General features: G+C 27.5%; 14 protein-coding genes. 11 read left to right on the top strand and 3 right to left on the bottom strand.

The genetic code is table 11. The features are described from left to right. Positions 1-47: 47 nt before the first annotated feature. Both JYG23_RS14115 and serS read right to left on the bottom strand, forming a co-directional pair. A complete protein-coding gene (locus JYG23_RS14115) occupies positions 48-950 on the bottom strand; it encodes an EamA family transporter (RefSeq protein ID WP_207236316.1) in 903 nt (300 codons plus the stop codon). A 67-nt stretch (positions 951-1,017) separates the two neighbouring features. After that, complete coding sequence (gene serS / locus JYG23_RS14110; RefSeq protein ID WP_207236315.1) at positions 1,018-2,295, bottom strand: serine--tRNA ligase; 1,278 nt, start codon at positions 2,293-2,295, stop codon at positions 1,018-1,020. Positions 2,296-2,704: 409 nt separating this feature from the next. Here serS and JYG23_RS14105 point away from each other — a divergent pair, with 409 nt between their 5' ends. The 7 genes from JYG23_RS14105 (at position 2,705) to JYG23_RS14075 (ending at position 11,376) form a co-directional block, all read left to right on the top strand. Beyond that, positions 2,705-3,535: a family 16 glycosylhydrolase gene (locus JYG23_RS14105; RefSeq protein ID WP_207236314.1), complete on the top strand. Its 831-nt coding sequence runs from the start codon at positions 2,705-2,707 to the stop codon at positions 3,533-3,535. A gap of 1 nt (position 3,536) precedes the next feature. Continuing rightward, on the top strand, positions 3,537-4,853 hold the full coding sequence (locus tag JYG23_RS14100) for a glycosyltransferase family 2 protein (RefSeq protein WP_207236313.1): 1,317 nt from the start codon (positions 3,537-3,539) through the stop codon (positions 4,851-4,853). Further along, a complete protein-coding gene (locus JYG23_RS14095; protein WP_207236312.1) occupies positions 4,846-5,553 on the top strand; it encodes a polyphosphate polymerase domain-containing protein in 708 nt (235 codons plus the stop codon). Before JYG23_RS14100 ends, JYG23_RS14095 begins: the two co-directional genes overlap by 8 nt. A 9-nt stretch (positions 5,554-5,562) precedes the next feature. After that, a complete protein-coding gene (locus JYG23_RS14090; protein WP_207236311.1) occupies positions 5,563-6,231 on the top strand; it encodes a DUF4956 domain-containing protein in 669 nt (222 codons plus the stop codon). A gap of 24 nt (positions 6,232-6,255) precedes the next feature. Further along, a complete protein-coding gene (locus JYG23_RS14085; RefSeq protein ID WP_207236310.1) occupies positions 6,256-8,640 on the top strand; it encodes a CotH kinase family protein in 2,385 nt (794 codons plus the stop codon). Between the two features lie 14 nt (positions 8,641-8,654). After that, complete coding sequence (locus tag JYG23_RS14080; protein ID WP_207236309.1) at positions 8,655-9,482, top strand: polysaccharide deacetylase family protein; 828 nt, start codon at positions 8,655-8,657, stop codon at positions 9,480-9,482. A gap of 133 nt (positions 9,483-9,615) precedes the next feature. Further along, a complete protein-coding gene (locus tag JYG23_RS14075) occupies positions 9,616-11,376 on the top strand; it encodes a M3 family oligoendopeptidase (protein WP_207236308.1) in 1,761 nt (586 codons plus the stop codon). Positions 11,377-11,440: 64 nt separating this feature from the next. On the opposite strand, the gene JYG23_RS14070 is transcribed toward JYG23_RS14075, so the two are convergent. Further along, positions 11,441-12,109, bottom strand: coding sequence for a Crp/Fnr family transcriptional regulator (locus JYG23_RS14070; protein ID WP_207236307.1), 669 nt, complete (start codon positions 12,107-12,109; stop codon positions 11,441-11,443). A 102-nt stretch (positions 12,110-12,211) separates the two neighbouring features. On the opposite strand from JYG23_RS14070, the gene JYG23_RS14065 reads away from it, so the two are divergent. The 4 genes from JYG23_RS14065 (at position 12,212) to JYG23_RS14050 (ending at position 16,297) form a co-directional block, all read left to right on the top strand. Next, the gene (locus JYG23_RS14065) at positions 12,212-12,883 is read left to right on the top strand and encodes an ATP-binding protein (protein WP_207236306.1); all 672 of its coding nucleotides are present in this window, start codon (positions 12,212-12,214) and stop codon (positions 12,881-12,883) included. 435 nt (positions 12,884-13,318) lie between these two features. Then, positions 13,319-14,659 (top strand): MATE family efflux transporter, encoded by a 1,341-nt coding sequence (locus tag JYG23_RS14060; RefSeq protein ID WP_207236305.1) that lies wholly within the window; start codon positions 13,319-13,321, stop codon positions 14,657-14,659. 145 nt (positions 14,660-14,804) lie between these two features. Further along, positions 14,805-15,824, top strand: coding sequence for an acyltransferase family protein (locus tag JYG23_RS14055; protein WP_207236304.1), 1,020 nt, complete (start codon positions 14,805-14,807; stop codon positions 15,822-15,824). Positions 15,825-15,955: 131 nt separating this feature from the next. Continuing rightward, positions 15,956-16,297 (top strand): cupin domain-containing protein, encoded by a 342-nt coding sequence (locus JYG23_RS14050; protein WP_207236303.1) that lies wholly within the window; start codon positions 15,956-15,958, stop codon positions 16,295-16,297. Positions 16,298-16,393 lie beyond the last annotated feature (96 nt).

The raw sequence follows: 16,393 nt of genomic DNA, 5'->3' as shown, positions 1-16,393 counted from the left end.
CAAAAAATCCAAATATCAATGTTTTTGGTATTATTATTAAAATTCAGTTAAATGTTTACTAATATTATTCCTATCAATGTCATACACAATGCGATTATCTCATTTTTCTTTAGTTTCTCCTTATAAATAAGTATACTAAGCAACATAATTAATGCAATTGACCCTGCACTAAAAGCTGGATAAACAATCATTGCTTGGATTTTATCTAATGCTTCGATTACAAAAAATGTTGTTAGCATATTTGGTATACCTACTGCAATACCACATAAACTAGCTTTTAAACTAAATTGCAAATTTTTATTTTTGATTAGCATAATAACACTAATTATAAATGCTGTAAAAAATAAAAAAAATAAAAAATGATTTTTATATTCAAGTATTGCATATTTTTGAAATAATTTATTGCTTAATTCTGCAAAACCTGCAACAAAAAACATTATAAGCAAATTCCACTTTAATTGCAGTTTGTGATTTTTATCATCACTTAAATTTACTATTATAATAGCTACAACAGTTATGGTAATTCCAATCCATCTTATAAGTGTAGGATATTCATTCCATAGAACTATTGATAAAATCATTGGTATTAGTATACCCATTCTATTGAACATACTTGCAAGACTTGCGCCAGACTGTCTAATAGAAACTTGATACAACAAAAAACCTACTAAATAAAGAATACCTGTAACTATTCCTAAAACTATGCAAATAACAGAACTTCCCTCATCAGTAATATTTCCAGTAAAATTACTCACTACTGCTCCAAAAGGATTGGAAAAACTAATTAGCAAAGGAATTTTTGACTTTAACACCATAAATAAAGATATAATACTAGCAGTTAAATAGTTAAATACGGTAACTTGATATCTATTAAGATTATTTCGTTCAGTATATTTAAAAATTAGTGCTATTGATGAACTACACGCTATAGCGCAAATTAAATATATCATATTTACCCCCATCAATATATTACTACATTTTATTGTCATTTTGCAGCCTCAGTTTTGCAACCTTAGCTTATTGTATTTTTGTCATTCCACCCATGTATTGTTGTAACGCTTTTGGTATATTTATTGTGCCATCTTCATTCAAATTGTTTTCTAAAAATGCAATCAACATTCTTGGTGGAGCAACAACTGTATTGTTTAGTGTATGAGCAAAATACTTACCATTTTCACCACTTACACGAATTTTTAATCTTCTTGCTTGTGCATCTCCTAAATTTGAGCAACTTCCAATCTCAAAGTATTTCTTCTGTCTTGGAGACCATGCCTCAACATCTATAGATTTAACTTTTAAATCTGCTAAATCTCCAGAACAACACTCAAGCGTTCTTACAGGTATGTCTAAAGAACGGAATAATTCTACTGTATATTTCCACATTTTTTCAAACCATTCTTTGCTTTCTTCTGGTTTACAAACAACTACCATCTCTTGTTTCTCAAATTGATGTATTCTATAAACTCCTCTTTCCTCAATTCCATGAGCACCCTTTTCTTTTCTAAAACATGGAGAATAACTTGTTAATGCTTGAGGTAAAGAATCTTCTGAAATTATTGTGTCTATGAATTTACCTATCATAGAGTGTTCACTTGTACCAATTAAATATAAATCTTCGCCTTCAATCTTGTACATCATAGAATCCATTTCAGCAAAGCTCATAACACCTGTAACAACATCACTTCTAATCATAAAAGGTGGAATACAGTATGTGAATCCTTTATTTATCATAAAGTCCCTTGCATAAGTTATAATAGCTGAGTGTAATCTTGCAATATCTCCCATTAGATAATAGAACCCATTACCTGCAACTTTTCTAGCACCATCTAAATCTAGTCCATTAAATTTTGACATTATGTCAGCGTGATAAGGAACATCAAAATTAGGAACTACTGGCTCACCAAATTTTTCTATTTCTACATTTTGACTATCATCCTTTCCTATTGGAACACTTGTATCAATAATATTTGGTATAATCATCATTCTTTTTTTGATTTCATCTTGTAATTCCTCTTCTCTTGCTTCTAAAGAAGATAATTCCTCTGCAGCTGCTGTTACACGTTTTTTCATTTCTTCTGCTTCTTCTTTTTTACCTTGGCCCATCAATGCACCAATTTGTTTAGAAAATTTATTTCTATTAGCTCTTAATCCATCGGCTTTTTGTTTAGTTTCTCTACTTTCCTTGTCCAATGCAATAACCTCATCAACTAATGGCAACTTACTGTTTTGAAACTTATTCATTATATTTTGTTTAACTACTTCTGAATTTTCTCTTACAAATCTTAAATCTAACATATCATGTCTCCTTATATTTAATATTTATTAACATTTTCAGGGCACATTGCCAACACAAAATAAAAAAATCCCTATCATCCCCATAATTCATGGGACGAAGGAATCCGTGTTGCCACCCAAATTGCTAGCATTCATACTAACCACTCGTACGGTAAAATAAAGGTTACCAGCCTTCGATTATTCATCGATAGCTCCAAAAGCGGAAAGATTTAACGTTTCACTGATTCACACCAACCACCAGCTCTCTGTAGAAATTTATAAATCGTAGTTTTTATCATCGCTAACATATTATATATATTTTTTATTATTATATACCTTTATTAAAAAAAAGCAAGGGGAATTTAATTATTTTTAAATATATTTTTTACTTTTTGCATATATATTATAAAACTAATAAAAGGTGATAAAGATGAAAGTAAAATATGTTATTTTTTTTATCAGTATATTTATTACTTGTGGGATAAGTCTTGTCATCATACTAAACGATTCTAAGCAACAAGTTGATTTAAAAAACACATGCTCTCAATTAAATTTAGCATCAGATATTTGTTATGAAGATAAGCATATCTATGAAAATATAAATGATATTGCAGATAATTACGTTAATAAAAAATCAAAAATAGAACTGTGGAGAGTTATCGAAAAATCGGATAACTCTAATAATGAACTGCAAAGCTACTGCAAAGCAAATGTAATTTATGAAAATGAAAGTATAAAGATAACATCACTCATTAATGATTATGAAGCTAAAAAATATACATCTGGAATGGTCAAAAGTAATTATGCATATTTATATGGTACTTTTGAATTTACTATTGAGGTTTGTGAAGGGCAAGGCATTTTTCCTGCAATATGGATGCTGCCAAAAGATGATAAATCACTACCAGAAATTGACATATTTGAGATGATTGGAAGTGAACCTAATATTTTTTATGGGGTTAATCACTATATTGATACTTTTGGAAAGCAAAATCGTTCTTATTTCATGGAAGAAGTTAGTACAAAACCATCATATAAAATTTCTTTGGACTGGCAAAAAGATAGCCTAACATGGTTTATTGATGATAAAAAGATTTTCAGTACTAATACAGGTGTCTACAACAGTTATATGTATATTATTATAAATCAAGCAATTGGTGGTAATTGGCCAGGGGATCCTGATTCATCAACTATATTTCCTTGCTATTTCAATGTTACGAATATAAAAGTAAATGCTACTACAACAGTTAGGAGGAATTGATTTGATACTTTTTTTGATAACTTTTTTAAGCACTATTCTTTCGGTATATCATATACTTTCATCTGTTAAGCACAAAAATATAATTTACAAATATAATAATGCACAAAAAAGCATAACGATAATTATACCATGCTATAATGAAGCTCCTATAATAAAGAACACTATTGATGGTTTGCAAAATCTAGATTATAAAAATTTTAATGTAATATTTGTTAATGATGGCTCTACAGATGAAACATTTAATATTCTTAACAATGAATTAGAATTAGCTAAAATCAATACAAATTATGTTAAGCTAGATAATTCTATAAAAAGCATATCAAAATCAGTAAAATATAGCCATATAACGGTAATTGACAAGTATAATACTGGCAAAGCAAATAGCTTAAACAAAGCAATTTCTCTGAGCGATAGCGAATTAATTTTAACAATGGACGGAGATTGTGTTTTAAAAAGTGATACCCTCAAAATTATGAGTATGACATTTACTGATAAAAATGTTATTGCTTCGGGCGGAGCAATACATATTATGCAAGTATTTAAGCTTCAAAAGAAACCAAGTTTGCTTATACTTTTGCAAAGTCTTGACTATATAAAGGGGTTCTATGTTTACAAGAGTTCTTTGGCCTATAATAATGCTTTAGCTATAATTTCTGGTGCTTTTGGAGTATTTAAAAGAACTGTATTAGAAGAAATCGGATGTTTTAATAGTGGTTTGGGAGAGGATATAGACTTAACCTTAAGAATTCAGCAATATGCTTATCAAAACAATAAAAAAATCATATACAACGACAATGCTATTTGCTATACAGAATGTCCAGAAAAATTACGTGATTTATCTGCTCAAAGAATAAGATGGCAAAAAGGGTTTATAGATTCTGTAATAAAAAACAGAAAATTTATTTTTAGAAATTTAATAAAATCCAATGTATGCTTTTTTATTTTTTTCGATGCTATTACTATAAATTCAATAGCTATTATAGCTTTGTTTATAAATTTATATTTGATAAGCATTAAACTAGTTACAAATGGAAACTTAGATTTATTATATTATATTTTACTTTTGTTGATTTTCAATTACATTTATTCAATTATTGCACTTTATAAGGCTAAAAAATATGTATCTAGCATAAAATTCAAAAATTATATATTTATTATTTTAATTGATATGCTTTTGTTTAGGTTTATGTATATTTACTTTTTTATCTACGGTAGTATCTCATACTGTTTGAAATTTAGGTCTTGGAATAAAATTAAAAGAACAAATAACAAGTATATCTTGAGAAAAAAAATTCAATCTGGAGGATACAATGGATAAAAAGACAAATTATTTGAAAATTTACAGACATGAAGTCAAATATTATATAAGTAAAAAGGATGCTTATGAATTATCCTTAATTTTATCATATTGTATGAAAAAGGATTTAAATAGCAAAAAAAACGGTGATTATTATATTAGAAGCTTATATTTTGATACATTTAACAATATTGATTATTACGAAAAACAAATTGGTACAGCCTCTAGAAAAAAGGTACGTTTAAGGCTGTATGATACTACTTCACCAAGTGTTAAATTAGAAATTAAAAATAAGTTTGGCTCTTATATGCAAAAAGAAACCTGCCTGATTACAAGAAATGATGCTGCTAAATTAATTAATGGGCACACATCCATTCTGCTTAAATATAATTCAACAACCGTAATAAAAGTATTGTATTTATTTCAGAAAGCGTTGTACAAGCCAGTAATTACAATTGATTACGACAGAGAAGCATTTATGTTAAATTTTGAAAACATCAGAATTACAATTGATAAAAACATAAGAGCATCCTGCAATAATTATGATATATTCAATGAAAATATCATAATGAATCCTCTCATAAATGTCAATACTCATATATTAGAAGTGAAATTTAACAACACATTACCAAACTTTATACAAAAAATATTATCAAAATATACTTTACAGCGAGAATCAATCAGCAAATACTGCATTGCTAGAAAAACAAATAAAAAATAGGAGAAAAAAATGAACAAAGAAAATTTAATTGATTTACTTATTAACGGCACTAAATTGTATACTATTGAAAATATCATATTTAACTTTTCTATTACAGTTATTTTAGCATTTTTTATATATTTGGTATATAAAAAAACTAATAGTTCAGTTGTATATTCACAAAATTTTAATCTAACGATTGTTATGATTGCTCTCATATCATCACTTGTAATGATGCTTATAGGCAATAATTTGGCAATATCATTAGGTATGGTAGGAGCATTGTCTATTGTCAGATTTAGAGCAGCAATTAAGGAACCACGAGATATTGCATTTTTGTTTTGGGCAATTGCAATAGGTCTCGCATCTGGAAGCGGAGCATTTTTGATAGCTATAATCGGAAGCATAATAATTGCAATTGTATTATTTTTATTTAGCAAAACAGCATATTCATCATATAGTTATTTGCTAATAATAAAAGGAAATAATCTAAAGTGTGAATGTATTCAAGACGTATTAAGAAACTATAAAATACCTAACAAAATGTGTATGAAAAATACTAGTCTTGATTCAACAGAGCTTACTTATGAGATGACTTTAAAGCAGGTAAACAAAGATAATTTAATTGAACACTTTTTTACCATCAAAGATATAACTGAAGTACATATTGTTTCTTACAATGGAGAGGTTAGCGGTTAAAAAATAATTATAGGGTGAATAGCTATGAATAAACTTTTAATAAAAAAAATCGTATTTTTTATATTATTTATAATATTGATAGCTGCCATATTTATAGATATTGACATTTTAAGTAATAAAGGAATTGATTATACAAATATTTTATGTATAAATGAAATAATGTCTAACAATAAGAACTGTTACTGTGACAGCTATGGATACTATGAAAACTGGGTAGAGATTTTTAACAACTCTAAAGATAAAATAAATTTAGAAAATTTCGGATTGTCAAATAACAACAAAAATTTATATAAGTGGGTTTTTCCAAAAGTATATATAGAACCTAATTCATATTTAACAGTATGGTTATCAGGAAAAAATTTAACCTCTGATACTGATAACCTTCACACCAATTTCAAAATAGATATAAATAAGGATAAGTCACTCATACTTAGTTCAAATAACAGTTCATGGTCTAATATAATGCTTATACAAAATACTGATGAAAATATTTCATATGGCAGACAGCCTGATGGTTCAGAAAATATATTTGTATTTGAAGGTGGTACACTTAATTCTAGCAATACCATCAATCCACTTTTAAATTATTTCCCAGGTTCAAAGCTTGAAAAGCCTTTTTTTTCGCATAAGGGAGGGTGTTATGATTCACAATTTAATTTGGAGCTATCTACAATAAATAAATGTGCTTCAATATATTACACCTTAGATGGTACAGACCCTACTACTAGCTCTATTAAATACACTGCTCCAATATTAATAGAAGAAAAAGAAAATATGTTAACCATCGTAAGAGCAAAAGCATTCTGTGATGATTTTTCTTCGAGTGATATTGTAACTAATAGCTACTTTGTACAAAACAATAATTACTATAATAGTTCAATACCAATTGTATCAATAGTTAGTAATAATAAAAACTTATATGATTATAAAACTGGTATATTGGTTAAAGGAGAGGTTTATGATGAGTGGCTTAAAAACGGCTCAAAATTATTAACAAATGTTATTCCAGCAAATTATACACAAGAAGGACGAAAATGGGAAAGGAAAGCAAACATAGAGATATTTAAATATAAATCACAGCCTTATACCAATCAAGGAATTGGCATACGCGTATTTGGTGGATACTCCAGAGAAAATTCAATAAAATCACTAGCCTGCTATGCAAGAGATTGCTATGATGCTAATGATTATTTTTCTTTAAACTATCTAGGAAATAAAGACATTAAACTAAATAAACTTGTTTTAAGAACTCCATCATCAGATTCAAATGGAGCATTATTTAGAGACGATTTAAATCAAAGTCTTGTACCTTCTAATTTAAATATACAAAAACAAGAAGCTCAAACATGTATACTATTTCTAAACGGAATTTTTATGGGTATTCACAGTATAAAAGAGGCATACAACAATCAATACTTTAAATCCTATTATGGAATTGAATATGATGATATTGTTATACTTAAAAATCCTACTGATGTTACTGGCACTGAAATAAACGAAGGATTTCCTGGCGATGAAATGTATTTTAATAAAATGTACAATTTTATTAAAGCTAATGACATGTCAAAAGAAGCTAACTACAATTATATAATTAGATTTTTAGATATAGATAATTTTATAGAGTACTATATACTACAAATATATTGTGCTAACAGAGACTGGCCAGGAAACAATGTTAAGGTATGGAGAAAACGTACCGAAGGCTATGTAGAAGATGCTTCGTATGGGCATGACGGTAGATGGAGATATTTATTGTATGACACTGATTATAGCTTGGGACTTCATACAAGCACAACACCTCAATATGATTTTGATATGATATCATTTGCAACAGATGAAACAAAAACTGAATGGCCTAATCCTAATTGGTCAACATTAATTTTTAGAAAATTATTAGATAATGATAAATTTAAAACCCAATTTATAAATACTTTTGCAGACAGACTAAATACAATCTATAAAGAGGATAATGTGTTAGATAGTATAAATAAGTTTGCTGATATTTACGAGCCATATGTTCAGGAGCATATTAATGTTTGGCAAATTTTCAAGGGTAATATAAATTTATGGTATAACCAAATAAGTATACTCAAGGATTTTGTGAAAAGTAGGCCTATGTATGTTCGAAATCATATAATTGACTACTTTAAGCTAAGTGGAATTTATAATTTAAGCCTTTACTCTACCAAAGGAGGTAAAGTAGAAATCAATGGTGTGAATGTAGATTTATCTTCTAATAATTTTGAAGGTATTTATTTTAAAGATATGGAAATTACGCTAAAAGCTATTGCAGATGAAGGATTTGAATTTTCATGCTGGGACGGTGATTATACGTCAGTTAATGAAGTTTTTGTTATAAAACCAAGTCAAGATGTTAATTTCAATTGCTATTTTAAAAAAACAAACTAAGCAGAGGAGACTAAATGTTTAAGTTTAAAAATATTAAATTACTTATAACATCATTTGTTATAGTAAGTTTATTCTATCCAAATACTTATAAATTAATATATGATAATATTGATAAAACAAGAATTATACTATCAATAAATAAAACTGATTTAAAAGTAATAGACAGCAAAACTAATAAATCAAAAATTGCAATATTATTCAGTGGTGGCTATAAAACCATATATGATAAAGCTTTTCCAATCATCGAAAATAATAATCTGATTGCAAATGTAGGGTTTATACCTTCTTTAGAGAACGAAGATGGCTACATGAATTACTCTGAACTTTCAAGCTTATACATAAAGGGTTGGAATATTCTAAACCAAACATACAGTCATGAGAAGAATATGTACTTTAAATGTGATGAACTGATTAGCGATATAATAAAAGCAAAAAAATATATGGATACACACTATTTAGATTTTGCAAGTGATTCAGTCATAATTCCATATGGTGAGGTTAATCCCTACTTAATTAAATTGCTAAAGGAAAATAATTTTTGTAGTATTAAAACATCTGATAATATAATTTTGATGGATGGAGAAATAGAATACTGTCATTTAAAAGTTATTAATATCAACAATTCAACAACTGTAGAACAATTTGAAGAATTCATTAGCAGATGCAAAAAAAATAATTATTTCTGTATAGTTATGTTTGATAGGCTTGATGATAACAATTATAACAGGAACTCTAATTACTGTAGTATAGAAAAATTCAAGCGAATAATTGATACTATTTTAAAGCATAACAATGAATATGAGGTTGTTACTTACAATAATCTAATATCAAAAAAAAATTGAATGTTTAATTTTGTTAAAACTAATTTAGATAATAAAATATTACAGTATTGTATGGAAATAGACCATATGGTATAATATTTTTTGTACGAAAACGTTTTTGTACATTAGAAAATAAAATTGAGAGGTAATATAAATGAATACTGTTTGGAACTTAGACAAAATTTACAATGGTTACGATGATCCTAGATTTATTAATGATGTTAAAGAACTAGATAAATCTATAATTCAACTAAATGATTTAGCAAAAAATTTAAATCAAAATACTGCTAAATCAAATTTGTTAGAAATTAAAAAATTATTTGAAGTACAAGCAACATTATTAGAGAAATTATTTAGTTATGCTAGTTTAAAGCAAAGTGCTAATACAAAAGATGTTGAAAGTGCTTCATATCTTGGAAGATTAAGTGACAAGGCAAGTTCAATAACAAAACCCGAGACAATAATTTCCAAATATATAGCAGAATTAGACAATTTAGATGAACTTATTGATTCTACTAAAGAACTTCAAGAAATCAAATATTTTCTAAATAATATTAAAAATAATAATAAATATATATTAGACGATAAAGTTGAAGAAGTTATATCTAAATATGACATTAGTGGTGGAAATGCTTGGGCTGATTTACAATCTTATTTAACATCAAGTGTAGAAGTAGATTATAAAGGAGAAAAAACTACATTATCTTCAATTAGAAGTCTTGCAAATAGTACAGATAAAAGCATTAGAAAAGAAGCTTATGATGCTGAACTTGCATGTTATGATAAAATAAAAGATTCTGTTGCATTCTCATTAAACAACATTAAGTTACAAGTTATTAATGAATGTAAACTTAGAGGTTTTGACTCTCCACTTCAACAAACATTGCATAATGCTCATATGAAAAAAGAGACATTAGACGCTTTATTTGAAGCAATGAATGAGTATTTACCTAAATTTCACGAATATTTAAAAGTAAAAGGAAAAGCATTAGGATATAACAACGGTCTTCCATGGTATGAAATGTTTGCTCCTATGGGAAACAATAACACAAAATATACAACTGAACAAACAAAAGACTACTTAGTTAATCTTTTCAAAGGTTTTGCACCTGATTTAGCTGAAATGGTTCAAACAGCATTTGATGAAGAATGGATAGATTTTTACCCTAGAGATGGAAAAGTTGGTGGAGCTTTCTGTGCTGGAATTCATCCAATTAAAGAAAGCAGAATATTAACAAACTTTGATGGTAATTTTAGTGATGTTGTTACACTTGCACATGAACTTGGTCATGCATATCACAATTATAATATTAAAGATAACAATGTTATTAACACAGGATATTCAATGCCTGTTGCAGAAACTGCCTCAACATTCAATGAAAATATTATTATGAATGCAGCAATTGCTTCTGCTGAAAACGATGATGTGAAATTATCCTTGGTAGAAAGCCAATTACAAGATGCTGCACAAATTATTTGTGATATTTATTCAAGATATTTATTTGAAAGCAAAGTATTTGAAAACAGAACAGATAGCTTTATGTTTCCTGATGAACTATGTAAAATAATGATTGATGCTCAAAAGAAAGCATATGGTGATGGACTTGATGCAGACACATTAAATCCATATATGTGGGTTTGCAAAGGTCACTATTATAGTACAGGAACTAGCTACTACAACTTCCCATATGCATTTGGTGGATTATTTGCAAGAGGACTTTATGCAAAATATCAAGAAGAAGGCGAAGTATTCTTACCTAAATACAAAAAGTTACTTAAAGCAACTACAGTTATGAGTGTAGAAGATGTTGCTAAAATAGCTGATATAGACTTAACTGATAAAGCTTTCTGGGAAATGGGATTAAAATCATATGCAAAACAAATAGATTTGTTTAAAGAATTAGTACAAAAATAATTTTTAATAAAAAGCTATGCATAGCAGTCATATTGCTACTATACATAGCTTTTTTTGCTTAAAGCTATTCATTTAACAGCAATTCAAAGTGGTTTTTTTTAAAAGATATAATATTTTCATCTCTAAGTTTTCCAAGTTCATTGGATAAAGCACTTCTGTCAACACAAAGATAATCTGCAAGTTGTTGCCTATTAAATGGTATATCAAAAACAGCACTTTTATTTTCCTGAGATACATATGATAAATAAGACAATATTTTTTCTTTAATAGTTCGATTTGCCATATGATCTATTTTTTTATTAAGTATAATATTCTTTTCTGCTAAAACTGTAACAAAATTTCTAATTAGTCTATTATGAAATTCACATGATGATGAGCATGTTTTCAAAACTTTATTTATATCTAAAAATAATATTTCAGTTTTTTCTGTTGTTACTACACTCATACTTAACTCCTTAAATTTTAAACAAGCATATGTTTCTCCAAACATTTGTCCCGGAATTGATTTAGTTATAATACTTTTATTACCCCAAAAATCTTCCTTTATTATATGAACACTTCCTGACATTATCATTCCAACCTTAGATACACTATCCCCTTGACGATAAATAAATTCATTTTTACCATATGATTTAATATTAGCTGATAAACAGCTTAACATAGATTTTAGTTCATCATCTAATATTCCATTAAATAGTACAGACTTTTTAATAATATTTAAATATTCAAACATTTATTCCTCGCTTTCGTTGTTTATACAACCGAAATATTTTCTATAGTTTATTATAATATATTCGACAAGTCAACTAATTATAAATTTTGGAGGTAAATACTAATGATAAGAAAAATTATTCAGATAAATGAAGATAAATGTAATGGTTGTGGTTTATGTGCAACAGCATGCCACGAAGGAGCAATAGGTATAATTAATAATAAAGCAAAACTTCTACGAGACGATTATTGTGATGGACTAGGAGATTGTATACCTAACTGTCCTACAGGTGCTATCACTTTTATCGAACGTGAAGCTCTTGCATATGACGAAGCATCTGTTTTAGAGAATCAAAAGAAAAATCAAGTAGTTAAACAACCCTGTGGATGTCCTGGTTCAAAAGCTAAAGGAATGAATAGAAAAGAGGCAACTACATCTCAGCTATCTCAGTGGCCAGTTCAAATTAAGCTTGTACCAATAAGCGCTCCATATTTTAATGAATGTGATTTATTAATAGCTGCAGATTGTACTGCTTATGCTTATGCTAATTTTCATAATGATTTTATCAAAAACAAAATCACATTGATAGCATGCCCTAAATTAGACAACATAAATTATGCTGAAAAGCTTTCTACTATATTTAGTTCAAATAATATAAATAGCGTAACAGTAGTTCGTATGGAAGTACCGTGTTGCGGTGGATTAGAGGTTGCTACAAAAAATGCAATAATCAGTAGTGAAAAGTCTATACCATGCAAAATAGTAACAATAAAATCTGACGGAACAATTAAATAAGCTAGTCTATGAAGCAAAAAGAAAACTACATTAATTTTATAATCACATTGCATGCTTGCCCCTAATCCCATTGTTATAAAAAAGTATAACAATGGATGGTAGGTCAGCCGCAAAGAGTACCAAATCTACACGATAAAAGTTATAAAGAGTAAGTAGATTTGTTGTACTCTACTGAGAGGAAATTGTAACTTCAGCTACACTACATGAATGTTACAAAATTAAATCCGTTTTCTTTTCTAAATAGATATACTGAAGTAGATATTTAAAAATATCTACTTTTTATTTATATACAAGATTTTGCGTAACAACTTTTTGTATGGCTCATTTAGTTAATTACTGGTATTTCACAATTTCTATTGACTTATGTAGTTGCAACTGATAGTATTTACTTTTGCTATTAAAAAAACACAAACAATATTGGAGTTGAATTAATTAATGAATAAATCAATAAATTTAGGTACAGACCCTATTAAAAAACTGTTTAATTACTATTTGTTCGCATCAGTGCTTGGAATGATAGTAAAATCTTTACATCTTATGCTTGACGGTATTTTTGTTAGCAATGGTGTTGGTCCAGAAGCTCTTGCAGCAGTAAATATAATCATGCCCTTGGTGGTTGCTTCTACTGCTACAACACTTGCAATTAGTGTTGGTGGATCTACCCTAGCTTCAATTAGATTTGGTGAAGATAAAAAAGAAAAAGCACAAAGTATTTTTATTGCATCTTCAGTCATAATATTTTTTATCGGATTAGTATTTTCAGCATTGTTTTTATTTAATCCAGAAGGTATTTGCAGATTTCTTGGTGCAAATAATGCAATAATGCAATATACAATTGAGTATGGTAAATATATAAGTTACGGTTTACCTTTTTACACATTTGCAACTGGATTGGCAATATTCGTTAGAAACGACCAAAATCCTAAACTATCAATGATTGCTATGATAGTAAGTGCATTGGCAAACATCACCATGAATTACATTTTTATTTTTATAATGGATATGGGATTAAAAGGTGCTGCTATAGCAACAGGTCTATCTCAATTTATCGCTTGTATAATTTTATTGTTTCATTTCATCAATAAAAGAGGTCATTTTAGACTAGATTTTAAAAATATTAGCTTTAAAAATGCTGAAATATTTAAGTCTCTACAAATTGGTTTTCCAAGCTTTATAAGTGAAATGGGATATGCACTTGTTTCAGTTATATTTAATAAAACAATTATTGAACTTGGTGGAGAAATAGCTGTAAGCTCATTTACAATCATGTCATACATGTCTACATTCTTCTTTAACATATATTTTGGTATGGGACAAGGCATGCAACCAATAATAAGTTTTAACTACGGCGCAAAGAAAAACAAAAGAGTTTATGAAAGTTATCATTTAGCAATTATGTATGGCTTTATAAGTGCAGTTGTTCTATCAATATTATCAAGCATTTTTATAAAACAAATTGTTATGTTGTTTAATAGAGATAATATGGAGCTAATTACCATGGCTATACAAGCAAATAAAATGTTATTTTATACGATACCTCTATTTGCATATAACATCATAGTATTAATATATTTTCAAGCTGTTAGTAAGTCAAAGGCAGCCACCTTTTTGACACTTTGCAGAGGTTTAGTATTCTTGGTAACCCTAATAACAATACTTCCAAAAATATTTGGACTTAATGGAGTATGGATGGTATATCCATGTGCTGAAATATTAACTGCTTTTCTATCAATTGGATTTATGATAAAACAAGATGTATTTAAAAAAATCATATAGTTAAAAGCACAAACGTTTTGTTTGTGCTTTTTTTGTGCAAACTGTATCTAATGTTATTATTTACTAATTTAGTATTATATAGTATAATTAAACATATATTTTCAATTTACTAAATTTATATATAATAACTATTTAGAGGTGTTGGATGAATAGATTAAATACTGAAAGAAATTACTTCTTTGATAATTTAAAAGCTTTACTAATTTTTTTTGTTGTACTTGGCCATCTTATAGAACCATATACCGGTAAATTTCTATATATATACAGAATTATATATCTATTTCACATACCCATTTTCACATTTTGCTCCGGTTATTTTTCAACTAAACAAGATGCTTCTAAAATTATAACTAACATAATATATCCCTACTTCGTTTTTCAACTTTTGTACTGCTTATTTAATATTTATATTATTAAAATAGAAGGATTTAAGATAGATTTCACTACTCCATACTGGATAATGTGGTATCTAACATCTATGCTATTATGGAATGGATTAATTTTATTATTTAGGCAAACAAAAAAGAGAAAAATTTTTTTATCAATTATAATTGCTTTTGCTATCGGACTATTAGCAGGATATTCTGATACAGTAGGTTACTATATATCTTTATCAAGATCTCTGGTATTTTTTCCGTTCTTTTTGTTAGGATATTATTTTAATCAATTTGGCTTCACAAAAAAAACTATTACAAACAATAAATATTTTGTATTGTTCATAGTTATATCATCTATTTGTACTATTACATATTTATATTTTAATTATAATAAATTGATTTCTACATGGCTTTATAGCTCAGCATCCTATAATATATTAAATTATAATATTATGCATAGAATTAAAATATATTTATGTGCCATTATGTTGGGTTTATTTTTGATGATACTTACACCTACTTCTAAAAACATATTTTCTTTTATTGGTAAAAACAGCATGTATGTTTATTTACTACACGGATTTGTAGTAAAACTTATAAGTAAATATCATATATTAGCAAACATACAAAATAATTACGTACTCTTAGCAGACATAATTGTAATAAGCTTTGCAATATTACTGGTGTTTGCATCAAAACCTGTTGCTATATTATTAAAACCATTTGTAAAGTTATGTATACCAAAGAAAATTATGAATTTTTTAAACAAAGATGTGTCCAATAGCTAAATGCATTAAAATAAAATTTCCTAAATATTAATATTTGTTGTATAAACAACATATTAATCCTCATAATTATAGTATAGTATTTTTATAATATAGATATTAAATATAAACTATAACCACTAAGGAGAATTAATATGACAACTAAATTAATTAAAAATATAGATCACGAAACAATAATATCATTATCCGAACAAGTTCAAATTCAAAAAGGTCAAGTGGTAAGTAAAACACTAGTTCAAAATAGTGCAATAAGCGTAACAGTCTTTGCATTTGACAAAGATGAAGAAATAGGTACTCATGGTTCAACAGGAGATGCTATGGTAACTGTTTTAGAAGGTACAGGAAAATTCACAGTAGACGGTAAAGAATATATATTAAATCAAAATGAAACATTAGTTATGCCAGCAAATAAACCACATTCAGTTTACGGACAAGAGCAATTTAAATGGTTATTGACTGTTGTTTTCCCACAATAATAAGACAATTATACAATAAAAAGCTCGGAACTATTACAATACTTGTTAAAGTATTTAATTTTCCAAGCTTTAAATATTAATTTATAATGTTTATAT

Source organism: Sedimentibacter sp. zth1 (genome assembly GCF_017352195.1).
Lineage (GTDB): Bacteria > Bacillota > Clostridia > Tissierellales > Sedimentibacteraceae > UBA1535.
The sequence above is the reverse complement of the archived record's forward strand: the minus strand, read 5'-3'. Positions and strand labels throughout refer to the sequence as shown.